The sequence below is a fragment of the Nocardiopsis endophytica genome (assembly GCF_027706725.1).
GTDB lineage: Bacteria > Actinomycetota > Actinomycetes > Streptosporangiales > Streptosporangiaceae > Nocardiopsis_A > Nocardiopsis_A endophytica.
The window spans coordinates 1-22,681 of sequence record NZ_JAQFWQ010000004.1; the positions used below are offsets into that span (position 1 = coordinate 1).

The 22,681-nt window shown below is 72.3% G+C and carries 25 protein-coding genes; 10 read left to right on the forward strand and 15 right to left on the reverse strand.

Going from position 1 to position 22,681, the window contains the following annotated elements; translation table 11 throughout:
* Positions 1 to 535: 535 nt before the first annotated feature.
* A complete protein-coding gene (locus O4J56_RS02095; RefSeq protein ID WP_270683327.1) occupies positions 536 to 1,720 on the reverse strand; it encodes a LacI family DNA-binding transcriptional regulator in 1,185 nt (394 codons plus the stop codon).
* Between the two features lie 157 nt (positions 1,721 to 1,877).
* Between O4J56_RS02095 and O4J56_RS02100 the strand changes: the two genes are divergently transcribed.
* Positions 1,878 to 3,212, forward strand: a complete 1,335-nt coding sequence (locus O4J56_RS02100) for an MFS transporter (protein ID WP_270683328.1) — start codon at positions 1,878 to 1,880, stop codon at positions 3,210 to 3,212.
* Positions 3,213 to 3,287: 75 nt separating this feature from the next.
* On the forward strand, positions 3,288 to 3,983 hold the full coding sequence (locus O4J56_RS02105; protein WP_270683329.1) for an alpha/beta fold hydrolase: 696 nt from the start codon (positions 3,288 to 3,290) through the stop codon (positions 3,981 to 3,983).
* A 65-nt stretch (positions 3,984 to 4,048) separates the two neighbouring features.
* On the opposite strand, the gene O4J56_RS02110 is transcribed toward O4J56_RS02105, so the two are convergent.
* Complete coding sequence (locus O4J56_RS02110) at positions 4,049 to 4,993, reverse strand: FkbM family methyltransferase (protein ID WP_270683330.1); 945 nt, start codon at positions 4,991 to 4,993, stop codon at positions 4,049 to 4,051.
* Between the two features lie 274 nt (positions 4,994 to 5,267).
* Here O4J56_RS02110 and ychF point away from each other — a divergent pair, with 274 nt between their 5' ends.
* Positions 5,268 to 6,362, forward strand: coding sequence for a redox-regulated ATPase YchF (ychF, locus tag O4J56_RS02115; RefSeq protein WP_270683331.1), 1,095 nt, complete (start codon positions 5,268 to 5,270; stop codon positions 6,360 to 6,362).
* A 100-nt stretch (positions 6,363 to 6,462) separates the two neighbouring features.
* On the opposite strand, the gene O4J56_RS02120 is transcribed toward ychF, so the two are convergent.
* The gene (locus O4J56_RS02120) at positions 6,463 to 7,068 is read right to left on the reverse strand and encodes a TetR/AcrR family transcriptional regulator (RefSeq protein ID WP_270683332.1); all 606 of its coding nucleotides are present in this window, start codon (positions 7,066 to 7,068) and stop codon (positions 6,463 to 6,465) included.
* Positions 7,069 to 7,159: 91 nt separating this feature from the next.
* Here O4J56_RS02120 and O4J56_RS02125 point away from each other — a divergent pair, with 91 nt between their 5' ends.
* Together O4J56_RS02125 and O4J56_RS02130 are read left to right on the forward strand one after the other, a co-directional pair.
* The gene (locus O4J56_RS02125) at positions 7,160 to 8,113 is read left to right on the forward strand and encodes a quinone oxidoreductase family protein (protein WP_270683333.1); all 954 of its coding nucleotides are present in this window, start codon (positions 7,160 to 7,162) and stop codon (positions 8,111 to 8,113) included.
* 89 nt (positions 8,114 to 8,202) lie between these two features.
* Positions 8,203 to 8,403: a hypothetical protein gene (locus tag O4J56_RS02130; protein WP_270683334.1), complete on the forward strand. Its 201-nt coding sequence runs from the start codon at positions 8,203 to 8,205 to the stop codon at positions 8,401 to 8,403.
* 18 nt (positions 8,404 to 8,421) lie between these two features.
* Here O4J56_RS02130 and O4J56_RS02135 read toward each other — a convergent pair whose 3' ends face one another.
* Positions 8,422 to 9,087: a hypothetical protein gene (locus O4J56_RS02135; protein ID WP_270683335.1), complete on the reverse strand. Its 666-nt coding sequence runs from the start codon at positions 9,085 to 9,087 to the stop codon at positions 8,422 to 8,424.
* A gap of 233 nt (positions 9,088 to 9,320) precedes the next feature.
* On the opposite strand from O4J56_RS02135, the gene O4J56_RS02140 reads away from it, so the two are divergent.
* Together O4J56_RS02140 and O4J56_RS02145 are read left to right on the forward strand one after the other, a co-directional pair.
* Complete coding sequence (locus tag O4J56_RS02140; RefSeq protein ID WP_270675438.1) at positions 9,321 to 9,554, forward strand: FitA-like ribbon-helix-helix domain-containing protein; 234 nt, start codon at positions 9,321 to 9,323, stop codon at positions 9,552 to 9,554.
* Positions 9,551 to 9,976 carry a type II toxin-antitoxin system VapC family toxin gene (locus O4J56_RS02145; protein WP_270683336.1) on the forward strand — a complete coding sequence of 142 codons (426 nt, stop codon included), beginning with the start codon at positions 9,551 to 9,553 and terminating at the stop codon, positions 9,974 to 9,976. Before O4J56_RS02140 ends, O4J56_RS02145 begins: the two co-directional genes overlap by 4 nt.
* Before the next feature lie 74 nt (positions 9,977 to 10,050).
* Here O4J56_RS02145 and O4J56_RS02150 read toward each other — a convergent pair whose 3' ends face one another.
* The 11 genes from O4J56_RS02150 to O4J56_RS02200 form a co-directional block, all read right to left on the reverse strand.
* The gene (locus O4J56_RS02150) at positions 10,051 to 10,839 is read right to left on the reverse strand and encodes an ABC transporter ATP-binding protein (RefSeq protein WP_270683337.1); all 789 of its coding nucleotides are present in this window, start codon (positions 10,837 to 10,839) and stop codon (positions 10,051 to 10,053) included.
* A 31-nt stretch (positions 10,840 to 10,870) separates the two neighbouring features.
* The gene (locus tag O4J56_RS02155) at positions 10,871 to 11,971 is read right to left on the reverse strand and encodes a FecCD family ABC transporter permease (RefSeq protein WP_270683338.1); all 1,101 of its coding nucleotides are present in this window, start codon (positions 11,969 to 11,971) and stop codon (positions 10,871 to 10,873) included.
* A complete protein-coding gene (locus O4J56_RS02160) occupies positions 11,968 to 13,008 on the reverse strand; it encodes an ABC transporter substrate-binding protein (RefSeq protein WP_270683339.1) in 1,041 nt (346 codons plus the stop codon). The genes O4J56_RS02155 and O4J56_RS02160 overlap by 4 nt, the downstream gene beginning before the upstream one ends.
* Positions 13,009 to 13,283: 275 nt before the next feature.
* Positions 13,284 to 13,559 carry a Rieske (2Fe-2S) protein gene (locus O4J56_RS02165; protein ID WP_270683340.1) on the reverse strand — a complete coding sequence of 92 codons (276 nt, stop codon included), beginning with the start codon at positions 13,557 to 13,559 and terminating at the stop codon, positions 13,284 to 13,286.
* Positions 13,556 to 14,512 (reverse strand): iron-containing redox enzyme family protein, encoded by a 957-nt coding sequence (locus O4J56_RS02170; RefSeq protein WP_270683341.1) that lies wholly within the window; start codon positions 14,510 to 14,512, stop codon positions 13,556 to 13,558. Before O4J56_RS02170 ends, O4J56_RS02165 begins: the two co-directional genes overlap by 4 nt.
* The gene (locus O4J56_RS02175) at positions 14,509 to 15,294 is read right to left on the reverse strand and encodes a dihydrodipicolinate synthase family protein (RefSeq protein WP_270683342.1); all 786 of its coding nucleotides are present in this window, start codon (positions 15,292 to 15,294) and stop codon (positions 14,509 to 14,511) included. The genes O4J56_RS02170 and O4J56_RS02175 overlap by 4 nt, the downstream gene beginning before the upstream one ends.
* A 29-nt stretch (positions 15,295 to 15,323) precedes the next feature.
* The gene (locus O4J56_RS02180) at positions 15,324 to 15,827 is read right to left on the reverse strand and encodes a DUF6190 family protein (protein ID WP_270683343.1); all 504 of its coding nucleotides are present in this window, start codon (positions 15,825 to 15,827) and stop codon (positions 15,324 to 15,326) included.
* Positions 15,817 to 17,043: an aminotransferase class I/II-fold pyridoxal phosphate-dependent enzyme gene (locus tag O4J56_RS02185; RefSeq protein ID WP_270683344.1), complete on the reverse strand. Its 1,227-nt coding sequence runs from the start codon at positions 17,041 to 17,043 to the stop codon at positions 15,817 to 15,819. The genes O4J56_RS02180 and O4J56_RS02185 overlap by 11 nt, the downstream gene beginning before the upstream one ends.
* Positions 17,044 to 17,679: 636 nt before the next feature.
* Complete coding sequence (locus tag O4J56_RS02190) at positions 17,680 to 18,372, reverse strand: DsbA family oxidoreductase (protein WP_270683345.1); 693 nt, start codon at positions 18,370 to 18,372, stop codon at positions 17,680 to 17,682.
* Between the two features lie 114 nt (positions 18,373 to 18,486).
* On the reverse strand, positions 18,487 to 19,269 hold the full coding sequence (locus O4J56_RS02195; RefSeq protein ID WP_270683346.1) for an oxygen-binding di-iron domain-containing protein: 783 nt from the start codon (positions 19,267 to 19,269) through the stop codon (positions 18,487 to 18,489).
* Positions 19,270 to 19,283: 14 nt separating this feature from the next.
* On the reverse strand, positions 19,284 to 20,261 hold the full coding sequence (locus O4J56_RS02200) for a DMT family transporter (RefSeq protein WP_270683347.1): 978 nt from the start codon (positions 20,259 to 20,261) through the stop codon (positions 19,284 to 19,286).
* A gap of 105 nt (positions 20,262 to 20,366) precedes the next feature.
* Here O4J56_RS02200 and O4J56_RS02205 point away from each other — a divergent pair, with 105 nt between their 5' ends.
* The 3 genes from O4J56_RS02205 (at position 20,367) to O4J56_RS02215 (ending at position 22,676) form a co-directional block, all read left to right on the forward strand.
* Positions 20,367 to 21,002 (forward strand): TetR/AcrR family transcriptional regulator, encoded by a 636-nt coding sequence (locus O4J56_RS02205; protein ID WP_270683348.1) that lies wholly within the window; start codon positions 20,367 to 20,369, stop codon positions 21,000 to 21,002.
* A gap of 304 nt (positions 21,003 to 21,306) precedes the next feature.
* Positions 21,307 to 22,278 (forward strand): conjugal transfer protein, encoded by a 972-nt coding sequence (locus tag O4J56_RS02210; RefSeq protein ID WP_270683349.1) that lies wholly within the window; start codon positions 21,307 to 21,309, stop codon positions 22,276 to 22,278.
* Between the two features lie 80 nt (positions 22,279 to 22,358).
* Positions 22,359 to 22,676, forward strand: a complete 318-nt coding sequence (locus O4J56_RS02215; RefSeq protein WP_270683350.1) for a hypothetical protein — start codon at positions 22,359 to 22,361, stop codon at positions 22,674 to 22,676.
* The last annotated feature ends 5 nt before the right edge of the window (positions 22,677 to 22,681 follow it).

A 22,681-nucleotide genomic window follows, 5' to 3' on the forward strand; every position in this document is an offset into this window, starting at 1 on the left:
ACGAAGGTGCTGTCATTCCGGCGGTTTTGACAGCACTCCTGTCGAGATCATCGCCAGAAAGGGGGCGCTGGCGCGGCGGCCGCCACGAACACGGGCGACCGCGCACCCTGCCCGCCGCGCCGCCCACCCGGACCGCGTAGGGCCTTGCGCCCGGCAGGCGGGGCCGGGGAACCGCCCGGCTTCTGCCGTCGCTGCCAACCACGCCGACCATGCACACGCGCTGTGGCCGACAGCGCTGCCTTGAGGGCCGCGGACCTGTCCTCGTTGCCGCCCTCAACGTTGCACTCTGTTGGCCCTGCGTCCGGCCGGGGCCCGTGAGCGGGGTACCTGCCCAGCCGCCCACCCGGACCGCGTAGGGCCTTGCGCCCGGGAGGCGGGGCCGGGGGACCGCCCGGCTTCTGCCGTCGCCGCCATCCACGCCCACTGACCACATGCCCGCCGTTAGACAGCTTCGACTGCGCTGCAGTAGGGGCGTCTGCCCTCGTCATCATCCGGCAGGGGTGCCGTGACCCGAGTGCGCGAGGTGGACGTGACGCTACGACGACTCCCGGACGTGCAGCTCCGGGGTCCACAGGCGGAGGGGCTCCTTTGCTCCCTCCGCGCCCGCGATGAGGGAGACCAGCCGGTCCGCCGCCTCGGCGGGCGCGTACTCGGCCCGCAGCGCCACCGACGACAGCCGGGGCCGCAGCATCCCGCACAGCGGAAGGTCGTCGGCGCCCACCAGCCGCACCCGCCCGGGTACATCCACCCCGGCGTCGGTCAGGGCCGACAGCAGCAGTCCCGCGTGCTCGTCGTTGTAGCCGAACACCCCGTCGGGCAGCCCGTCGCGGACCCACTCGCGTACGATTCGCCCGGCGTCCTCGGGGGTCTCTTCCATCGGCGTGAGCCGCACGGTCGCAGCGCCTGTGCCCGCGCCGTTCGGCCCGTCTCCGCCGTCGTCCCGGCCCTCGCCGTCCCTCCGGGTCCCGGCGGCCTCGCGGCTCCCGTCGTCCTCGCGGTCCCTGGCGGCCTCGCGGCTCCCGCTGCCCTTCCGGCCCCCGGCGTCCCCCCGGCCCCCGCCGTCCTCCCGGCTCCCGGCCGCCTCGCGGAGGCCGTCTTCTACGCCCTGCGCGCGTGCTTCGCCTATGTCCCTCAGGGCCGGCTCGGTCGGCACCACTGCCACCACGTCCCGGCACCCGCGCGCGCCCAGGTGGCGCCCGGCCGTCGCGCCCATGGCCCGGTGGTCCATGACCAGCGTCGGCAGGTCGGGGTCGGGCACGCCGCCGGTGGCCACCAGCACCGTCCCCGACCGCCGCATCAGGTCCTTGGCTGCGTCGGTGATCCGATGCCCCTCGGCGATCACGGCGGCCGGGCGCAGCCGTGCCCACCGCCGGGCCGCCCGCACCCCGCGCGAGGCGCCGTCGCCGTGCAGGACCAGGGTGAAGCCCCGGTTCTGCAGCTCGTCGGCGAACCCCGCCAGGAACCGCGCCGCCAGCGGGCCGAGCGTGACCGCGGGCATCGCGTACACCACCAGGTCGCTGCGGCCCGTGCGCAGCGAGCGCGCGCTGGCGTGCGGGACATAGCCCAGTTCGTCGGCGGCGTCGGTGACCTTGCGCCGCGTCGCCTCGGGGATGCGCGTCCCCGGGGTGTCGTTCAGGACATAGGACACGGTCGCCGTGGACACCCCGGCCTGCCGGGCGATGTCGGTGATGGTCGGGGGACGGGATCGGGTCGCGCTCATCGCCCCTATTGTGCCGCGCCCTCCCCGCCGGCGTCGGCCGCGCTCGTTACCCCCGTTGACGCGGCGGACCCGGTCGCTTAGGTTAAACGTCTAATCAGCGCACGACCTGGAGGAATGCACCGACCGTTCACGCCGTTGCCGCGCGAAGGAGCCCCCCGTGTCCGACACCTCCCCCCTGCCCCCGCCCCCACCCTCCGCCGGACCCTCCGGAATGCCCGGTTCCCCCGGCACCCCCGGCGCCGCCTCCCCGGCGGCCGACCGCTGGGGGCGCCGCGGCCTGTCCCGGTTCCTCGCCGTCTACGGCGTCGGGAACCTCGCCCTGTACGCCATGTACCTCGGCGTGGTCAGCATCCTGCTGCCCGTCCAGGTCGAGGCCTTCGACCCGGCCTCCAAAGAGATCAACCTCGCCGTGGTCACCGGCGTCAGCGCCGTCTTCGCCACCCTGTTCAACCCCATCGGCGGCATGCTCTCCGACCGCTCCCGCACGCGGTGGGGGCGGCGCAACCCGTGGATGCTCGGCGGCGCGCTCGGCGCCGTGGTCTTCCTCGCCGTCATGGGGATGTCCCCGGCCCTGTGGCTGCTGGCGGTGGGCTGGTGCATCGCCCAGGCGATGGGCAACGTCTACCAGGCCGCCATCACCGCCACCGTGCCCGACCGCGTCCCGGCCGAGCGGCGCGGCAGCGCCTCGGCCGTCATGGGCATCGCCCAGTCGCTCGGCATGGTCGCCGGGAGCCTGGTCGCCGCCCGCTTCGTCGGCCGGCTCGAACTCGGGTACATCCTCCTCGGCGCCGCCCTCGTCGTGGTCGCCGTGCTCTTCACCGCGCTGACCCACGACCCGCGCGGGGACGAGCTCCCGCCCCGCACCACCGGCGGCCCCAACCCGCTGGTGCAGCAGCTCAAGGGGTTCGGCTCCGCTCTGCGCAGCCCCGACTTCACCTGGGCGTTCACCAGCCGGGCCCTGATGATGATGGGCTTCTTCGCGATCCTGGGCTACCAGGTCTACATCCTGTCCGACTACATCGCCCTGCCCGAGGGCCTGTCCCCGACCGACGCGGTCCCCGTCCTCACCATCGCCAACACCGTGCTCACCGTGGCCTGCACCGCCGTGATCGGGCCGGTGTCGGACCGGATCGGACGGCGCCGCCCGTTCGTGCTCATCGCGGGGCTGATCGCGGCCTCGGCCACCGTGGTGCCCGTCCTCGTGCCCACCTTCACCGGAATCCTCGTCTGGGCGACCATCGCGGGGGCGGCGTTCGGGGTGTTCATGGCGGCCGACCACGCCATCGTCACCCTCGTGCTGCCCGCGGGCGGGGACGCCGCCCGCGACCTGGGCGTGCTCAACATCGCCAACGCCGGTCCGCAGATCATCGCCCCGTTCGTGGCGGGCGGCATCGTCGTGCTGTTCGGGGGCTACCAGTACCTGTTCATCGTCGGCGCGGTCCTGTCCCTGCTCGGGGCGCTGGCCATCACCCGTGTCAAGGGCGTCGCCTGACCGGCGACACCGGTCTTCGGTGCCGGCCCGGCACCGCCCCCCGGCACCGACCATCGACGGAAAGGGTCCACCACCATGCGACTCAACGTGCACACCGGCGGCGACGGCGAACGGACCGCGCTGCTCGTCCACGGCGCCATGTCCGACCACCGGACCTGGCACGCGGTCGAGGCCGCGCTCATCGAACGCGGCTACCGGGTCGTCGCCCCGGACATGCGCGGCCACGGCTTGAGCCCGCGCGGCGCGTACACCCCCGAGCTGCTCGCCGACGACCTGGCCGAGAGCCTGCCCGAGGGGGCCGACCTGGCCGTCGGCCACTCCATGGGCGGGCTGGCGCTGTCCCTGGCCGTCGAGTGCCTGCGCCCGCGGCGGGCGGTCTACTACGACCCGGCGTGGCAGTTCTCCGCCGTGCGCCCGGGCGACTTGGCGGCCATGCGCGCGATGGTCGCCGCCGCCTCCCCGGCCGCCATCGCCGAGGCCAACCCGCGCTGGAGCGAGGCCGACGTGCAAGCCGAGGCGGCGGGGTTCTCCCTGTTCGACCCGGAGTTCTTCGGCATGGTCGAGGCCTGTGCCGGGAGCGAGTACATCCCCGAGCGGCCGGTGGTCCCGTCCCTTGTGCAACTGGCGGACCCGAGCTTCACCATCTCCCCTGAGGGGGTCGACCGGCTGAAGGAGCGCGGGTTCGAGGTGCGCGTGGTCGCCGGGACAGGGCACTGCAGCCACCGGGACGACTTCGCGGCCTATATGGAGAGCCTCCAAGGCTGGATCTAGAGAGAGTGGCCCGGGCCGTCATCGGCAGCTGTCAATCGTCATCGCCAGGCGTCAGCCGTGAGGCGTCATCGGCAGTCGTCGATGGCGGTCCGCCATGCCTCGGCGCTCGCCCACAGGCCTTCGGGGGCGGGCGTCGGGGAGAAGAGCCACATGCCGCCGCGCCGGGAGGCCCCTTCGGAGATCGACGGCTGCGGCGAGTACGGGGGTCTGCCGGAGACCCGGTACCAGTGGTAGTCCAAGGGCTCCAGCAGGGCGGTGAGCCGCTGGCCGATGCCGTACCCGGGGCCCACATCGCACAGCACCCAAGGGCGGAAGCGCCGCAGCACCTCCAGGCTGCCCGAGACCACGTCCGGCTCCGAGGCGCACGTGGAGATCTTCACCACCGACGGCAGCACCCCGGCCTCCTCGCGCCAGTGCGACAGCGGCCGCACGGGCACGGTCACCCGGCCCGCCGCGGGGCCCGCGCCGGGCAGCAGGGAGTTGGAGGCGTCGTCGGGGGAGAGGCGCAGCAGGCCGCTCCCGCTGTGGTTGCTCAGCGCCAGCTCCACGACGTCCATGTTCAGCCCGTTGTCGGCCGCGATGGCCCGTGCCGCGCGCGCGGCACGCGGGGCGGGCTCGAACGCGAACACCCTGCGCCGGGTGCGTGCGGCGGCCAGGGCGGCGTACACGCCCACGTTGGCGCCCACGTCGAGGACGGCGCCGGGGCGGGCGTGCTCCAGGACCGCCAGGAAGCAGGCCAGCGCGTCGGGCCGGTAGCCGGGCAGCCCGCGTGCGTGCAGGCGGCCGGGGGTCCACAGGTCGCCCGGGGCGCGCACGCTCAGCGTGTCGGGGCCGGTGCGCGGGGCGCCGGCGCGCCGGGGGAGCGGCAGGTCGAAGCGGCGCACCCGGGGCGGGACCCGCTGGGGGTCGATGCCGCCGAGGCTGAGGGGGAGCCGGATGCGGATCCTGCGGGTGGCGTGGCGCACCGCCGGGTGGCGTTGGACGAACGCTCGGACCTGCCCGGCAACCATGCTCGATCCCCCCAGTCGATACGGTCGGTGCACGCGCACCCGTGACCCGGGGGCATACGTGCGGCAGGACACGAACGTACTGCGCGCTGTCCCGGCGTGCAGGGCATTTCATCCGAAGATCGACGATCTGTAACCGAAAAGTCCACGATCGCCTCCGCAGGGCGCCGCTGGGCCGCGACGGCGCGCGCGAGGGGGCGCCCGAGTCGCACGTTCGGAGCGGTCCGGATGTGCGGACGGCGAGGCCACGGCCCGGGCGCAACTAGACTCGGGGGCTGTGAGTCTGTCTATCGGGATCGTCGGGCTGCCCAACGTCGGCAAGTCCACCCTCTTCAACGCGCTGACCAAGAACGACGCTCTGGCCGCGAACTACCCGTTCGCGACCATCGAGCCCAACGTCGGTGTCGTGGGTGTGCCCGACCCACGCCTCGACAAGCTCGCCGAGATCTTCGAATCCGCGAAGACGATCCCGGCCACGGTCGACTTCGTCGACATCGCCGGCATCGTGCGCGGCGCCTCGGAGGGGGAGGGGCTGGGCAACCAGTTCCTCGCCAACATCCGCGAGAGCGACGCCATCTGCCAGGTGATCCGCGTCTTCAACGACCCGGACGTCACCCACGTCGACGGCGGAATCGAGCCCTCGCGCGACATCGACACGATCAACACCGAGCTGATCCTGGCCGACATGCAGACGCTGGAGAAGGCGCTGCCGCGGCTGGAGAAGGACGCCAAGCGCAACGCCAAGGACAAGGGCGCCCAGGCCGCCCTGGAGTCGGCGCGCGCGGCGCTGGCGGTGCTGGAGTCCGGCAAGGGCCTGTCGGTGGGCGCCGCCGAGGGGGGCGTGGACCTGGCGGCCGTCCGCGAGCTGAACCTGCTGACGGTCAAGCCGTTCCTGTACGTGTTCAACCTGGACAGCGACGAGCTGGCCGACGAGGCCCTGCGCGCGAAGCTGTCGGAGCTGGTGGCGCCGTCCGAGGCCATCTTCCTCGACGCCAAGATCGAGGCGGAGCTGGCCGAGCTCGACGACGACGAGGCCGCCGAGCTGCTGGAGTCCATGGGCCAGTCCGAGGCGGGCCTGTCGCAGCTGGCCCGGGTCGGCTTCTCGACCCTGGGGCTGCAGACCTACCTGACCGCGGGCCCGAAGGAGTCCCGCGCCTGGACCATCAAGAAGGGCGCGACGGCCCCGGAGGCGGCGGGCGTCATCCACACCGACTTCCAGCGCGGGTTCATCAAGGCCGAGGTGGTCTCCTTCGACGACCTGGTCGAGGCCGGCACCATGCAGGCCGCAAGGTCGGCCGGCAAGGTCCGCATGGAGGGCAAGGACTACGTAATGTCCGACGGCGACGTGGTGGAGTTCCGCTTCAACGTGTGAGCAGGCGGGGCCGTGTCCCGGCGGGGCGGACGAGCGCCGGTTCTCGCCGGGCACGGGCCCGCTCCGCTCCTCGGCGGGGCGAGGGTGGGCAGACGCCCGGTCAGCGTCGTAGGAGCGGGAGCCAGATCTCGTCGATGATCTCGGCGAGGGCGTGGTCGGGGACTGCTCCGCCCTTCAACAGCATGTCCTGGCGCAGCAGGTCGAGCGGGAGTTCGAGGACGCGGTCGTTCCGGGGCGCCGCTGCGATCTCCCCCCGTTCGACCGCGCGCTCGACCAGCGCGTGGAACGGGCGTTCGCGGTGCGCCGCCCCGATGATCTCCCTGAGGTCCTCCAGTGTGTTGCCGGACTCGCGGTAGTAGTCGGCGAGGTCCTGGATGAGAACGGTCATCAGCGTCCCGCGCGCGGCGGCGATGGACCGGAGCAGCTCGATCGCGTCCTCGCGGAGGCTGCCGGTGTCCGGGAGGGGCACCGGGACCCAGGCCTTCCGCAGAGCCTCCTCGACGAGCAGGTGCCGCTGCGGCCACCGGCGGTAGAGCACCGCACGGCTGGTCTGCGCGCGTGCGGCGATCGCGTCGTAGGTGAACCCGGAGTACCCCTTCTCGACGAGAATGTCCCACGCGGCGCTCAGCAGCGCGGCGTGGAGCTCGGCGCCCCGTCGTCTCGTCGCCTTCGTGCCCAGCCGCCCGCCGTCCGGTCCCGTGGCCATTCCCGCCCCTTCAAGAGTCACTTGTGTATCTTACGCGAAGGGGCTAGTGTCGGCGATATTAGATACACGCTTGTATCTTCGGGGGGAGATCATGTCCACTGTCCATGCCGCGGTCGTCGAAGCGTTCGGCGAACCGCCCCGGTACACCACCGTCCCGGCCCCTGTCGCCGACGAGGGGAGGGAGATCGTCGACGTGCTGGCCGTAGGAATCCACCCGGCCACACGCGGGTTCGCCTCCGGCAAGCACTACACCAACACGACCAGGCCCCCGATCATCGCCGGGATCGACGCGGTCGTGCGGCGCCGTGACGGGCGCCTCGCCATGGTGATGGCGCCGGCCACGGGAACGCTCGCCGAGCGGATCGCGGTCGATCCTGCCACGCTCATCCCCGTCCCCGACGACGCCGATCCGGCGGTCGTCGCGGCCACGATGAACCCCGCGATGTCCTCATGGACCGCGCTCCACGCACGCGTCGGTTTCCGCCCGGGTCAGTCCCTGCTGGTCATCGGTGCGACCGGCAACGCCGGGTCGATGGCGGTGAGGATCGGCAAGGCCGTGGGCGCCGCCAGGGTCGTCGCCGCGGGGCGCAACCGCGACCGGCTGGAGCAGCTGCTCACCGAGGGGGCGGACGACATCGTCGCCATCACCCCGGACGAGGAGGAGACGGCCGCCGCCTTCGCCGCCGCCGCTGCGGACGTGGACACCGTCCTCGACTACGTGTGGGGGCCGGGGACCGAACGCGCGATGGAGGCCATCAGCCGAGCGCGGACCGACCACGTCAGGGTCCTCGACTGGGTCCAGGTCGGCGGGATGGGCGGGCTCGAGATCACGCTCGGCGGGCACCTCTTCCGCCAGAACGCGCTGCGGATCAGCGGCAGCGGATTCGGGTCGGTCGATCTCGAACGCGCCGACTTGGCCGGTCTGGCGGCCCTCATCGCGAAGGGGGAGGTGGCCGTGAGCCCGCGCGTCGTCCCGTTGAGCGACGTCACTTCGGCGTGGGCCCACGAGGACGCCAGGGGCGAGCGGACCGTGATCGTTCCCTGAGGGGGCAGGACGATCGGCCGGGGGCCGCCACCTCCGGCCGATCCACCGTACGGGCGCGGTGGTTTCTGTGGATCGGCACAATGTGCGTCATGGATGAGCGCCCAGTGGTGCCGACCGATCCCGATGCGGAGGCCGCCCAGGGGCGTGTCGCGCTGTGGCTGGACCCGGATGACCTGCGGTGGCTCAGGCATCGGTGCGACTGCGACGATGACACCCCTGAAGACGAACGCGACCGGTGTGCGCGGGTGAGGTTCCGGGCGAGCGCTGCGCTGCACAAGGCGGGCCTGTGACCCAGGAGGCCCCACCGGCTACGTCACCTTGAGGACGGGGCGCGGGGCATCGGGGGTGAGGCCGCCCTCAGCGGCGACGCGCAGTGCCGGGGCCGGGTCCTCCACACCGCACGCCCGCATGAAGGCCTCCAGCGCCGACGGTGCGAGCGCTCCGGCGGCTGCGGCCTCCAGGATTTCGGTCACCGACTCCAGGGAGGGGTCCCCGACGCACCCGTACCTCTGCAGGCGTTCCGGGGTGCCCATGCCGTCCACCGTGCACAGTCCGTCGTCGCGGATGCCTTCCGGATACTCCGTGCGGCCCCAGGCGCCGTCGATCCACCAGTAGAGGAAACTGGGCTCCCACTCTTCTGCCGTGGTGACGCGGAGCATGTCGCCGAGCCATCCGATCGGCAGGCGGTCAGGGGCCCCGGCCAGCTTGTCGACGAGGCCCCGGTCCTCCGTGCATTCGTAGCCCAGCGGCTCGTTTCCGGTGAGGACCGCGGTGTCTTCGGCGAACCAGGTCAGACGCCACCAGGTGCCGTCTTCATGGTCCGACAGCAGTCCTTCGTCGTCCAGTGAGTAGAGGTGCAGCGCCTCCCTCGGAGCAGCCGCGGCACTCGCCGCCCCCAGGACCCCGTGCGCCCACAGCATCGGTGCCGGAGACAGATCCTCGGGGCGGCCGGGGTGGTGGATCTCGAAGGCCATGCTGCGCTCCCTCGCTTCGTTGGCATGCCTTCGATGCGAGGGAGAGGGGAACGGTTGCGTCCGGCCCGGGATATGGAGGACCGACCGCGGGGTGTCGGGGGTGAGGCCGTGCTCGATGGCCACCCGCAGGACGGGGGCCGTGTCCTCCACGCCGTACATTCTCAGGAAGAACTCAAGCGCCGCCTCCGCTGGAGTGCTATCGTTGTTGATAGCAACTGAGGGGGTGGTCTCTGATGGGTTCCATCATCGTTCGCGGCCTCGATGAGTCGGTCAAGCGGCAGCTCGCCGCGCAGGCGAAGGAGCACGGGCGCTCCATGGAGGCAGAGGTCCGAGACATCCTCACGAAGGCTGCACGCAGGCCGCACATCGGCTTGGCGCTCTTGCAGGCTGCGCAGGATGTGGGAGGTGTCGAGGACCTTCCGGTTCCGGAGCGGAGCGACGTTGCGCGAGCGGTGGACTTCGAGTGATCGTCCTCGACACCAACGTCATTTCAGAGATCTTCCGGCCGCAGCCCGACGCGGGCGTCGTCGCGTGGCTCGAGTCGCTTACTGGTGACGTCGCCATCACCGCCGTGACACTCGGGGAGCTGCTGGCCGGGGCGCGCCGCCTCCCTGATGGCAGGCGCAAGAAGGCGCTGACTACGCGAATCGAGGTCGCGCTCGAGCCTTACCGGGACAGTCGTTCCGTGCTGTCGTTCGATGACGCGGCCGCCGAGCGCTACGCGGACATCCTCGTCGCGCGGAAGGCGGCCGGATCGCCGATCAGCACACCCGATGCGCAGATCGCGGCGATCTGCCTGGTGCACAACGCCACGTGCGCGACTCGGAATACCAAGGACTTCGCACACACCGGTGTCGAACTGCTCGATCCGTGGGAACAGCGGCTGTGACCAGGCCGAAGATCGAGGGCGTCAGCGCGACGCGCTGATCCGCCGCGCGGGCCGCCCCCGGCGGCCCGGAGTGCTTACCTCGCCGCCTTGCTCGGTACTCGTCCCGGGGTGAAGCCGATCTCCGGGCGGCCCGTCTCGGGGTTGGTCCTGACCGTGGCGTTGACCTCGTAGACCTCCGCGATCAGCTCCGGCGTCAGGACGTCGGCCGGTGCGCCTCCGGCGACGGCTCGGCCCTCCTTGAGGACGAGGACGGAGTCGCAGAACATCGCCGCCAGGTTCAGGTCGTGGAGGGCCACCACCGTCGTGACCGGCAGTTCGGCCACGAGCTGGAGCAGGTCCAACTGGTAGCGGATGTCCAGGTGGTTCGTCGGCTCGTCCAGAAGGAGCTCCCTGGGCTCCTGTGCCAGCGCGCGGGCGATGTGGACGCGCTGGCGTTCTCCTCCCGACAGGCGGTGCCACAGCTCGTCGGCCTTGTCGGTGAGACCGGTCCTCGCGAGCGCGTCGGAGACGGCCCGGGCATCGGCCCGCCTGTCGCCGCCGAACGTGCCGCGGTGGGGGATGCGGCCGAGGGCCACGATGTCGCGGACCGTGATGTCCACGACGGTGTCGGCGTGCTGCGTCACGGTGGCGATCGCTCGCGCCGCGTCCTTCCGGGACAGCTCCGCCAGCGACGCGTCGTCCAGCGTGACCGCCCCGGACGTGGGCCGCACCGACCCCGACAGCAGCCTGATGAGGGAGGACTTGCCCGAACCGTTGGGGCCGAGCAGCCCGACCGTCTCCCCGGCCCGCGGCTCCAGGGTCACCCCGTCGACGACGAGCCGGCCGCCGCGGTTCCAGCCGACCTCCCGGGTCCGCAGAGTCACACCGGCCTCCTCTTCAGTCGGAACCCAGGGGTCACAGCGGCCTCCTCCGGCGGAACATGATGGCGATGAACACCGGGACGCCGACCAGCGCGGTCCCCACCCCGACGGGCAGCGGCGAGGGGGAGAAGGCGACGCGCGCCGCCGCGTCCACCCACACCATGAAGACGGCCCCGACCAGCGCCGTCACCGGGACCAGGCGGGAGTGCACCGGCCCGGTCAGGAACCGTGCGGCGTGCGGCAGCACCAGGCCGACGAACCCGATCGCCCCGGCCACGCTCACCATCGTCGCCGTGAGCAGCGCGGTCACGGTCATCAGGCCGATCCTGGCCCGCCGCACCGACACCCCCAGCGAGGAGGCGACCTCGTCACCGAACGCGAACGCGTCCAGCACCGGCGCCCGCAGCAGGCAGAAGACCACACCGGCGAGCACGACGGCACCGCACAGGGCCACATCGTCCCACCGCACCCCTTCGAGGGAGCCCAGCAGCCAGAACATCACCCCGCGCGCCTCGTCCGAATCGGCGAAGGCGAAGATGACGAACGAGGTCAGCGCGGAGAACAGCTGCGTCACCGCGATCCCCGCCAGGATGACCTTGTCATTGGTGCCGCCCGCCAGGCGTGAGATCAGCAGCACCACGGCGAACGCCGCGACCGAGCCGGCGAACGCTCCGCCGGACACCCCCAGCGCGAACCCGCCGACGCCCACGATCCCCACCAGGACCGCTCCGGTCGAGGCGCCCGAGGAGATCCCGAGGACATAGGGGTCGGCGAGCGGGTTGCGCAGCAGCGACTGCAGGATCACACCGCACAGTCCCAGACCGGCCCCGCACGCCGCGGCCACCAGCGCCCGGGGCAGGCGGTCGTCCCACACGATGGCGTCCTCGGAGACCCGCACCGGGATGTCGGTGAACCCCAGGTGGTTGAGAACGATGTCGCGCACGTTGACCAGGGAGACGTCCGCCGGCCCCAGGGTGATCGCCACCCCGATCGACGCCACGAGCAGTGCCAGCGCCCCCGTGCCCACGCCGAGGAACCGCAGGGACGAGCCCCCGGTGGGTCCGGCCGACGGCGCCGGGGCGGACGCGGTCCGCGACCCGGCGGGCGACCCGTCGGGCGGAGCGTCGAGCGTCACCGCGCCTCCTCGACGGAGGCGAGTCCTTCGCTGAGGGCCTCCAGCCCGTCGACGGTCCGGATCGAGGGGTTCATCTCGGCCCCGTGCAGGGCGATGAACCGCTCCTCCTCGACCGCGTCCATGTCCTTGGTGAGGGGGTCGCTCTCCAGGAAGTCGATCTTCTCCTGGAGCTTGTCGCCCGGCGCCCGCTCACGGCTGAGGTCTCCGAGCACGATCACGTCGGGGTCCCGGTCGACGAAGGCCTCCCACGTCGTGGCCGGCCAGTCGTCCTCCTCGTCGGCGAACACGTTCTCGGCGCCGACCTCGTCGGCCAGCAGGTTCGCCGACCCCCGCCCGCCCGCGACGTAGGGCGTCTTCAGGTCCGCGAACCAGAAGGCGATGGTGACGTCGGAGGCGTCGACGCCCTCCAGGGCCGCTCGGCGCCGCTGTTCGAGCTCGTCCACCAGGTCCTCGCCCCTGCTGGGGACGTCGAAGATCTCGGCCAGCTCGCGGATCTCCTGGTACAGCGAATCGAGGGTGAGCGGGGCGGTCCGGGTGCCGCCGCCGTTGATGCTCGTGCCGCCGTCGCAGTCGGTGGGGGAGAGGTAGGTCGGGATGCCGGTCTCCTCGAAGCGGCTCCGCTCGGCCACCCCTCCCTGGGCGAAGTGGCGCCCGAACGAGGCCGTCACCAGGTCGGGGTCGGTGTCCAGGGCCACCTCCCACGAGGGCGCCTCGTCCGCCAGCCGGGGGACCTCCTCGTTGGCCTCGGCGAGGTTCTCCCGCACCGGGTCGGTCCACGACGCGGTGCCGACCATGCGGTCCTCCAGCCCCAGCGACAGGAGGATCTCCGTGGACCCCTGGTCGAGGGAGACGGCCCGCTGGGGCGCGTGCTCGATCGTCACCTCCCGGCCGCAGTTCTCCACGACCAGGGGGTACTCGGTCGCGCCCTCCCCGGCGGCGGCCTTTTGCTCCGGAACGGGTTCGGACTCCCCGCAGCCGGCCGTGGCCAGCAGGAGGAGGACGGACGCCCCGACGGCGAGAGATGCGCGTACCACCATGACCACCGCTCAACAGATCCGGTTCGGGACCATGCGCCCGAAATGCCCACTACGGCGATGGTTACCTTAGCCTAGCCTTACCGGTGTCCGCGTCACGGGGAGGCGTGACGTCGGAACCCGCCGGACGGTGGGGCGCCTCCGGCCCGACGGAACCCGTCGACGTGCACGCGGCGCCGGAGCGCGGCGGGACGAGCGGCCGCCTGAAGCGAAGCGGAGGGGCCCACACGCTCCCTTGGGTGTGGGCCCCGTTCTTCTCGCTGGAAGGCTCTGGAGGGCTACTGCTCCACGGGCTCTCCCGACAGGTCGGAGATGATCCGCAGGGCCCTGCATGATGGGCCCGCGCTCACCGAACCGTCCCTCAGGTCGAACACCGAGTGGTGCAGCGGGCACCGCACCTTCAGCACCGTGCCGTCCACGTGGCCGAACCGCAGCAGGCCGCCCCTATGCGGGCAGTGCGCCTCGGCCAGCAGCCTGCGGCCCCCTGCCTCGATCAGCACCATGTCCTCGGTGACGGGGCGTACGGACGCCTTGGACGCCTCGCCGCCGCTCATGACGGCGCTCCTGTCGCCTGCGCCGCACCCGACGGGCCCGCCGCCCGCGCGCGCTCCACGGCGGCCTCGAAGGCCGCCCCGGCGACCGCGCCGGTCAGCTCCACGCCCGCCCAGACCTTGGCCGTGTCCAGGCCACGCTCGGTGTCCAGCGACTTGAGCGCCGCCCGCATCTGCCGGCTGTGGTAGCCGTCGATGTACAGGTGCTCCGTGTAGTACGCGTGCTCCGACAGCCCCAGCCGCTCGGCCGCCCGCCGGTAGCACTGGAACGCGTACAGCACGCTCGACTCGAAGTAGGCGTACCCGCCGAGGAAGTACTCCGGCTCCGGCGCCCGCGACGCCAGCCAGTGGAACAGGTTGACGTAGGCCAGCGACTCCGGCGCCGCCCTGCGCACGTAGTACTCCAGGTCCAGCGTCATCCCGACCCCGGTCAGCAGGTCCCGGTACAGCCGCGAGTGCGCCTTCTCCTCGCTTCCGCACCCCAGCTCGTCGATGAGCACCCGGAACACCGCCAGCCCCGACGCGAACGGCAGCCGCGCCACGACCGGCAGCAGCGTCTCGGACTCGGTCAGCCCGTCCACCGCGAACTCGGACGCGATCACCTTGAGCTGCTCCAGGCTCGCCTCCTCGGCCACGAAGCGCGCGGCCTCGTCCTCCGCCGCCTCCTCGGCCGCCAACCGTCCGCGCAGCGCGCGCAGCAGCGCCGCCCGGTCCGGCAGGTCCGGCGCCCCGGCCTCGAACCGCGCCGCCATCGGCCCGATCCACCGCTCCTCCAGCGCCAGCGTCTCCGCGTACTCCACGGCCGTGGGCACCGTCCTGTACAGGCGGTACAGCCGCAGCTGGTCGCTGTCGGCCGCCCTCGCGCGCGCCATGGCGGTGTCGGGCGCGAGCGGCATCCCCCTCGGTGCCCCGCCGGGTGTCCCGCTCGGCATCCCCGACGCCGTGCTCGTCGTCATGATCCGTCCTCCTGTCCACCTGGGGGCGCGCATTCGTCCTCGATCACGCCCCTGCGCGCGAGCTCCCGTTTCACGCGCAGGTACCAGTCGTCGCGGAACAGCCCGAACAGTTCGCACACCGCGTCCACGATCCGCTGCAGCGGCTCACCGGGGTCGGCCAGGAGCGCGTTGCACATCCCCGGTTCGAGGTTGGCCAGCGGCCCGACCAGCCCGTCCACGCCGGGCGTCGACGCCACCTTGTCCTCCCACCCCTGCAGCACCGGGACCCCCGTCCCGGCCGCCGCCAGCGCGCGCGTCAGCTCGGGGACACCGCTGGACTCCTTGACGGCGGCGATCCCGGGCAGGCCGCAGATCCGCAGCAGCGTCACCAGCGACGCCCGGTTCCGCGACACCGGCTCCTCGTTGTAGACGACGATCGGCAGCCGGGTGCCGCCGCGCAGCGCCCGGTAGTGCGCCACCATCTCGTCCTGCCCGACGCCCGCCCCGAACGGCGTGGTGGCGGCGACCATGTCCGCCCCCAGCGCTTCGGCCGTGCGGGCCCGGTGCAGCACGGAGGGCGTGTCGGCCGCCTGCACCCCCGCGATCACCGGGAGCCCGTGCGAGTGCGCGACGGTGAAGGCCACCATGTCGCTCCACTGCTGGTCGGTGAGGCGCCACCCCTCGCCCGAACTGAGCACCGGCATCAGCGCCGACACGTCCGCGTGCACGTACTCGATGAGGGAGGCCGTGCTCTTCTCCGAGACGCGGCCGTGCTCGTCGTAGGGGGTGATGAGCGGGACCACGGTCCCAGAGATTCCAGAGATCCCGGAGGTCACAGCTCGTCCCTCCCCACGCGCAGCGCGAGCGAGATGCGGTAGAACGGCTCCAGCCCGCCCGGGAACCGGGGCTCGTCCCCGAGCGCCTCCGCGGGCTCCACCGGCAGGCCGGGCCGCGCCAGCAGCCGCGCCGACGCGGTGTGCAGGGTGCCGCCGCGCTCCATCACCTGGCCCAGCAGCAGCCGTTCGTGGTCGGGCAGCCCGTCCAGGGCCGGGTCCTCCCATGCGCGCCGGGTGTCCTTCTCCGCGTACCCGGTCCGGTCGATGCGCAGGTCGGTGTGGAGCCGGTCCATGAAGGGGTAGTAGGCGTCCTGCTCGCCCCTGGGGCGCCTCCACACCAGGGCGTCGCACAGGCCCACCTGCTCCAGACTCATGTGCACCGGCGCCGTGGGCCGCCCCAGCGCGCGGGCGAAGAACGCCTTGCACCCGCGGCGCACGCGCTCGTCCTCGTGGTGCATCCCCATGAAGAGCGCGGCGTCCACGAACACCTCACCGCTCATGGCGCATCAGCACCTTCCGCATGCGGTCCATGGCCAGGCGGAACATCTCCGGCTCCCGGGCCAGCGCCACCCGGACGAACCGCTCACCGCGCTCGGGGGCGCTCCAGTAGAAGTAGGTGCCGGGCAGCACGTACACCTCGTCGGCCAGCAGCTCCTCCTGCAGCCGCGACGCGGTCAGGTGCCCGGGGCGGATGCGGAACCAGGCGACGCTGGTCTCCACCATCGGCTCCTGGTACTCCAGCACCGGCCCGTGCAGGGCGTTGCGCGCCGTGGCGGCGTTCTCCCGCACGATCCGCCGCACCGACCCCATGCCGTCCTCGATGGAGTCCTCCACGTACCGTGCGACCACGTTGAGGACGAACGGCGAGACGTTCAGCAGCACGCTGGTGTGCAGGTCGTAGATCTCCCTCTGGAGGGAGCCGCCGGCGGTGAGCAGCGCGCACTTGGCGTCCTGCAGCGGCCACGTCTTGCCGGTGTCCTCGATGGCCAGGTAGTCGATGCCGGACTCCTCCAGCAGCGCGTACACGTCCGCCCGGGTGCCCTCGGCCGCCAGGGCGAACGAGGCGAAGCAGAAGTCGAGGACGAGCAGCCGCCCGTGGTCGGCGCAGAACCGCACCACCTCGCGCAGCCCCTCCATGCCGCCGGAGGCCAGGGTGAACCCGGTCGGGTTGTTCGGGTCGACCAGGTAGACGGCGTCGGCGGTGCATTCCTCGGCCAGCCGGTCGTAGGCCCGCGCCGGGTCGGCCAGCGACTCCTCGGGCAGGGCCTCAAGGGGGACCTGCATGTTGCGCAGCAGGTCGGTCAGGTTGTCGAAGCAGGGCTCCACGAGCGCCACGGACATCCCGTGCCGCCGCAGGTACATGGCGGCCACCATGGTGGACACGCTGGCCGAGTACGACAGCAGCGCCCGGTCCATGCGCAGCGCCGTGGGCTGGCGGTGCAGCCGGAAGAAGGCCGACCGCAGCCGGTCCTCGAAGTAGGCCTGCGTGTGGTCCTCGGACTCGTGCCACAGCTCGGTGAGCCGGGCGACGATCTTCTCCTGCTCGGGCGACTGCCTCTGGTGGGTGTGCGCGTCCGCCAGGTTGTAGCGGGTCTTCAGCGCCTTGATCTCGTGCTGGGTCAGGTCGGTCGCACCCCGCCCTGCGGGGTCTCCCGCATTCTGCCGCGGGTTCAGAAAAGTGGACACGATGTCGTCGGTGATTCCGGCCTCGGTCACGTCTTCGCGCCTTTCTCGATTTCAGGGGGCGAGCACGGGTGATTCGATGCGGACATCCGTGATCACCTGCTCGAACGCCTTGAAGTCTATGAAGGCGGACGGCGCTTGAGGGGGTGTCGGCCTGACCTGAAACGGACGCCGGAGGTGCCCTGCGGAATGGCGGCGGCGCCGGTACACTCCCCGCCTTCCCCGCCAATGCGAAGATGAATGCGACGCATTTCCGTGTCCACTTCACATATGAATGGGGAAAACGGTGCGGAGGGGTCCGGAGGGCGGTGTTTCGGCGATTGGGAAAGTGGCCCCGGTCACGTCCGGATCATGGGGGCCCGGACACCCGGTCGGCCCTGCCGGGCCCGTGGCAGGAACCGGCAACCCGGCCGATGACCCGACCGGTGACCCGATCGTCGGCCCGGCCCCAGGCGCGTGCGCCGCACACGACGAGCCCGCCGGAGCCTTCCCAGGGCTCCGGCGGGCTCGCGATGCGCGTCGATGATCTCGGGAGAACGGACGCTACAACCGCGCCGGTAGCGTCGTTCCCCCCGAGATCAACGGGGGGCGGTGGTGCGGGGGTGCGCTGTTGTTGATCTCGGGGAAGCTGGGGTTATCGTGTCCGGTTTAACCCCGAGTTACCCGAGATCAACGAGGGTCGGCGGCGGCGCGGCGGACGATGGCGTCGTACACCGACGGGTCGTCGGAGGAGACCACGGGCCAGCCGACGCCGTAGTCCCCGGCCCATCCCACCTCGATGCCGGGATTGGCCACGTCCCCGCCGTCGGCGAAGAACAGGTGCGGGCTGCAGTCCACCCTGTCGGTGGCGGCCGTCTCCGCCTGGTCCGACAAGGTGCGCCGGGCCCGCCCGTCGTCCAGCGCCTCGGCGATGTGCGCCGCGTCCACGCCCGCCGCCTTGGCGCACTCCAGGATCACCGTGCGGTCGCCCACGCACCGCGACTCCGCCCAGAAGGCCTTGCGCAGCGCCAGGTCCAACCGCTCAGAGGCGTCGAGCCCCTGCGCCTTGGCGGCCTGCACCGCCTCCAGGGCGGGCAGCGTGGTCGTCGGGTACAGCCAGTCGGGCGACTGCCAGAGCTGCCACCCGGCGCCGGGCTCCATCGAGGCCATGCGCCCCACCTCGCTGTCGGTCCCCGAACGCGGGCTGGGGCCCTTGTTCAGCAGCTCCAGAGGGAAGGCGCGGTGGTCGAACCGCACCTGATCATCGAGCCGCGCGCGCGTGCGCGCCTCGTGCAGCCGGTGCACGGCGATGTGGGCGAAGGAGCACCAGATGTCGCTGTAGACGACGATCGTCCCCGGCGCCACGTCGATCGGGTCCTGCATGGGTCCATGTCCCTTCGGTCGTTCACATACGGTCACTCGGGTGGTGGCCGGTGACTCGGGTGGCCGCTCGGACGGCCTCTCAGGCGGCTCCTCAGACGGCCACTCAGGCGTCGCTCAGGGCGTTCCGGCGTCGAGCGCGCCCTCCAGGTCGGCTTCGGGCAGCCAGGGCGGCAGCAGGGGCAGTTCGGCCATGGCCGCGAACAACCGGTCCAGCTCCCCCTCCATCGGCGGGGCGTGGGCGCTCAGCATCCGTCGCGGGCGCAGCCCCCGCAGCCCCGCGACGGCGGTCTCGAACCGCTTCTGGTCGACCATCGCCGTCCACGGGGCGATGGCCCGGTTGAGGACCGAGAAGCCGGAGAAGAAGCACTCCTCGCCGTGGTCGAACGGGTGCTCGGCGGGCCCCGGCAGCACGCTGCCGAAGCTGTCCGAGGCGAACAGCGACCCCGTGGCCGAGTCGAGCACCGCGAGCGTCCCCGGGGAGTCGAACACCGGAGGCCGGTGGAACGACAGCACCCGGTCGGCGGTCTCCAGCCGTCCGCCCGGGTTGGCGGTGACGACCCGCCCCTCGGGCAGGGCGAACTCCTCGGTCAGCCGCACCGCCGACACCGGGCTGGTCACCAGCCGGGCCCGTGGCGCGGCCCGCAGGATGCGCATCAGCGCCCCGGTGTGGTCGCGGTCGTCGTGCGTGACGACCACCCACCGCAGGTCGTCGGGGTCCACGTGGGTCCACAGCATCGCCTCGAAGGCGACCGCGTCCACCGGCATGCCGGAGTCGACGAGCACCGGCTCGCGCCCGGCGGCCAGGTAGCCGTTGACCGGCTGCAGCCCCAGGTCGGGTATGGGCAGGTCGGAGGGCAGGGTGGTGATCCCCGGCCCGGCGCGGTAGGGCTCGCGCATGGGTCCTCATCCCCTCACAGCAACTGGATGGCGAGCGCACCGGCGGCGAGCAGGGCCAGGCCCCCGGCGCGCGGCGGCGTCACGGGCCGCTTCGGCAGGCGGAACAGCCCGTACTGGTCGACGGCGGCCGAGGTGAGCTGCAGCCCGGTGACGGTGAGCGCCACGGTCACGGCGGCCCCGATCTGCGGGATCAGCAGGAAGGTGCCGGTGACGTAGCCCGCCGCGCAGGCCCCGCCCAGCCACCCCCACCACGGCATGTGCCGCAGGGGAGCGAACCGCGGCCGCGGGGTGCGCCCGGTCGCCAGCAGCACCGCCAGCACCGCGGCGATGGCGAGCGTGGCCACCGTGAAGCTGACGACGGCCACCGCCAGCGGCTCGACGAGGGTGCCGCGCAGCAGCGCGTTCACCGCCCCCTGCACCGGGAGCACCGCGCCCGCCGCCAGGCCCAGGACGACCCACCCGGCGAGCGAGGGCGGCCGCCCGTCGCCGCCCGGAGGGGCCTTGACCGCCACGGCCCCGCCGCCGGAGGGGGCGGGCGCCGCCGCCCGCGTCTGGGACCGCACCACGAGGGTGATGCCGGCCAGCACCGCCACCGCTCCGGCCGCGGTCCCGACCGACAGGGGGCGCTGCTCGACCCCGAGCGCCCCCAGCAGGTCCAGCGCCACCGACGCGAGCATCTGCCCGGACACGAACAGGCCCACCGTGGTCACCGCCCCGAGGCGGGGGATCAGCAGGATCCCGCTGGTGATGTAGAAGGGGCTGGCCAACCCGCCCAGCAGGTGCCACCAGGGGGCCTCGGGCACCTGCCCGAGCGCGCCGAGCGACCCGGTGGCCAGGCCGAGGGCCAGCAGCAGCCCGGTGGCCACGCACAGCTGGACGGTCGAGGCGCCGTAGGGCGTGCCCACGGCCTTGTTGAGCTGGAGGTTCACCGACGCCTGGACCGCGAGCAGGCACCCGATCAGCAGGGCGGCGGCGAGCAGTGCGATGTGCATGGTCCTCTCCCGGTCAAATGGACATGCTGTCCGCTTGGAGTCTCCATCATGCATTCAAGCGGACACGGTGTCCACATATTCCGTCGAACCCGTTAGCATCGGGGCATGGAGAACGGAGCCGGACACCCCGAGGGCCTGCTGCTCGACGAACCGTCCGTGGGTGCGCCCGCCGGGCGCCGCCCCCGCGCCGACGCCGCTCGCAACCGCGCGCAGATCCTGGCCGCCGCCCGCCGCCTGTTCGCCGAGAAGGACCCGCGGGCCGTCACCATGGGCGACATCGCCAGTGCTGCCGGGGTCGGCCGCGCCACCCTCTACCGGCGCTTCCCCGACACCGCCTCGGTGGCCGTCGCGCTCCTGGACGAGCACGAGCGCGAACTGCAGGGCGCGATGATGACCGGCCCCCCGCCCCTGGGCCCCGGCGCGCCCCCCGACGAGCGCCTGGCGGCCTTCTACGCCGCCATGGTCGACCTCCTCGACCGCCACCTGCCGCTGCTGCTGGGGGCCGAGACCGGCGAGCGGCGCTACACCACCGGCGCCTACGCCTTCTGGCGCGCGCACCTGCGCGTGCTCCTGCGCGCGGCCGGGGCCCCCGACCCCGAGGCGCTCGTCGAGCCGCTGCTGGCCCCGCTCGCCCCCGAGGCCTTCGCCCACCAGCGCGACCGGGCCGGGCTGCCCCCCGAGCGCATCGCCGCCGCCCTGGCGTGGAGCGCGCGCCGGCTCCTCGGCGGACAAGTCCGCTGAACGTCACACTCCTGTTGCCGAACGGGCACACGGCCGTTTCCGGACGGACCGCAATTACCCCATTGACCTCGGAAATCCTCGTGGTTCGATGTGATTCGACCAGGTACGGGGGTATTGGCGGTTCGACATGCCGGGTACATCGTGCGGTTGGTGAAGAAACACCGACGATCATTGGCGACCGAGATCCTGAACAATGCCTCACCATAGGTATGGGGTAGACAGGGCTCGGGCGACATCCGGGTGCCGCCGTGCCCCCGGATCGTCAGTGCCCGTTCCGGTGTGAGGAGAGGTTGGGGGAGGCGTGATGGCTCGCAGGTCGACCGCGCGGAGCGGCGGTACCCCCGAAGCCGCCGACGCGGCCGACGACGTGCGCGGGGGAGCGGGGCGGCTGAGGCGGCCCCGTGCCGGGTCCGGCGGCCGCTGGTGGGTCTGGGTCGGCCGCGCCGTCCTGTGGGCCTTCATCATCGTGGTCCTGTTCAACGGCGTCTGGCACCCGCTGCGGGAGGGCATCGCCACCCCGTCCGACGACGGCGGCTCCCAGGAGGAGCCCCAGGAGGCGCAGTTCCCCGAGGCGGCGGCGGGCGCGTTCGCGGGCCGCTTCGCCGAGCACTACCTGAACGCCCCCGAGGACGGCGCCGAGGCCGACCGGGCCGCGGCGCTCGCCGCGTTCGTCCCCGAAGGCGACGCCGACGAGTTCAACGTCCCGGCCGGGTCGCTGACCGGGTCGGAGATCCAGGTCGTCACCGTCACCCCCGAGGACGACAACAACGCGGTGGTCACCCTCAGCGCGCAGGTCAACGGCGAGCCCATGAGCCTGGACGTGCCCGTCTACGCCGAGGACGCCACCTCCCTGGTGGTGTCCGGGCCGCCGGCCCTGCTGGCCGCGCCCGACAAGGCCGAGCTGCCCGAGGCCTCCGGGGTCGAGGCCGACTCCGATGCCCGCGAGGAGCTGGAACCGGTGCTGACCTCGTTCTTCGAGGCCTACGCCGAGACGCCGGAGCACCTGACGCGCTACGTGGAGAACGGGGCGTCCGTGGCCCGCCTGCCCCAGGGGAGCCTGGAGTTCGGACAACTCGACGACGTGGTGGTACCCGCGCGGACCGACGTGGGGGAGGATGATGTACGCCAGGCCACGGCGACCGTGGAGTGGCGGATCCCCGGAGGCGGCGGCGAGGCCGCGTCCCTCACGCAGAGCTACCGGATCACCGTCGTCCGTACCGACGGCGAGTGGTATGTGCGGGACCTCCAGGGGGCTCCGCAGTCCTTCGGCCGCTGAGCCGGCGCCACGGGGTCCCGAGACAAGGAGATCGAAGGCCATGCAGTTCAGACGTGAGGCACGGGAGGACGGCGACTGACATGCTCCCCCTGTTTTCCAGTGTCGTGCACGCGGTGTCGGACACGGTCGGGCCGATCGTGCTCGCCGCGGCCGACGCGCCCCCCGAGGACTCCCTGGACACCCAGGGGCTCGCGGAATGGCTCCGGGGATTCTTCGGGCCGCTGTTCCTGGTGATCGTCTCGGTGGTCGCGATCTTCTTCCTGTTCACACGAGAGATCACCCGATTTGTCCAATTTGTTCTTCTTGCGATCTTTATCGGGATCGTCTTCTACGTGCCCCAGATCATCGAGGTGACGGCGACCGCCCTCGCGCGCGCCGTGGGCGTTCCGGTCGAGTAGGAGGC

Coding starts and splice junctions, on each gene's coding strand:
- O4J56_RS02180 (WP_270683343.1), bottom strand. CDS start 15,827: ATGAGCGGTGAGGTGTTCGTGGACGCCGCGCTCTTCATGGGGATGCAC.
- O4J56_RS02165 (WP_270683340.1), bottom strand. CDS start 13,559: ATGAGCGGCGGCGAGGCGTCCAAGGCGTCCGTACGCCCCGTCACCGAG.
- O4J56_RS02125 (WP_270683333.1), top strand. CDS start 7,160: ATGTCCACTGTCCATGCCGCGGTCGTCGAAGCGTTCGGCGAACCGCCC.
- O4J56_RS02215 (WP_270683350.1), top strand. CDS start 22,359: ATGCTCCCCCTGTTTTCCAGTGTCGTGCACGCGGTGTCGGACACGGTC.
- O4J56_RS02105 (WP_270683329.1), top strand. CDS start 3,288: ATGCGACTCAACGTGCACACCGGCGGCGACGGCGAACGGACCGCGCTG.
- O4J56_RS02130 (WP_270683334.1), top strand. CDS start 8,203: ATGGATGAGCGCCCAGTGGTGCCGACCGATCCCGATGCGGAGGCCGCC.
- O4J56_RS02200 (WP_270683347.1), bottom strand. CDS start 20,261: ATGCACATCGCACTGCTCGCCGCCGCCCTGCTGATCGGGTGCCTGCTC.
- O4J56_RS02140 (WP_270675438.1), top strand. CDS start 9,321: ATGGGTTCCATCATCGTTCGCGGCCTCGATGAGTCGGTCAAGCGGCAG.
- O4J56_RS02190 (WP_270683345.1), bottom strand. CDS start 18,372: ATGCAGGACCCGATCGACGTGGCGCCGGGGACGATCGTCGTCTACAGC.
- O4J56_RS02110 (WP_270683330.1), bottom strand. CDS start 4,993: ATGGTTGCCGGGCAGGTCCGAGCGTTCGTCCAACGCCACCCGGCGGTG.
- O4J56_RS02195 (WP_270683346.1), bottom strand. CDS start 19,269: ATGCGCGAGCCCTACCGCGCCGGGCCGGGGATCACCACCCTGCCCTCC.
- O4J56_RS02095 (WP_270683327.1), bottom strand. CDS start 1,720: ATGAGCGCGACCCGATCCCGTCCCCCGACCATCACCGACATCGCCCGG.
- O4J56_RS02160 (WP_270683339.1), bottom strand. CDS start 13,008: ATGGTGGTACGCGCATCTCTCGCCGTCGGGGCGTCCGTCCTCCTCCTG.
- O4J56_RS02120 (WP_270683332.1), bottom strand. CDS start 7,068: ATGGCCACGGGACCGGACGGCGGGCGGCTGGGCACGAAGGCGACGAGA.
- O4J56_RS02135 (WP_270683335.1), bottom strand. CDS start 9,087: ATGGCCTTCGAGATCCACCACCCCGGCCGCCCCGAGGATCTGTCTCCG.
- O4J56_RS02205 (WP_270683348.1), top strand. CDS start 20,367: ATGGAGAACGGAGCCGGACACCCCGAGGGCCTGCTGCTCGACGAACCG.
- O4J56_RS02170 (WP_270683341.1), bottom strand. CDS start 14,512: ATGACGACGAGCACGGCGTCGGGGATGCCGAGCGGGACACCCGGCGGG.
- O4J56_RS02210 (WP_270683349.1), top strand. CDS start 21,307: ATGGCTCGCAGGTCGACCGCGCGGAGCGGCGGTACCCCCGAAGCCGCC.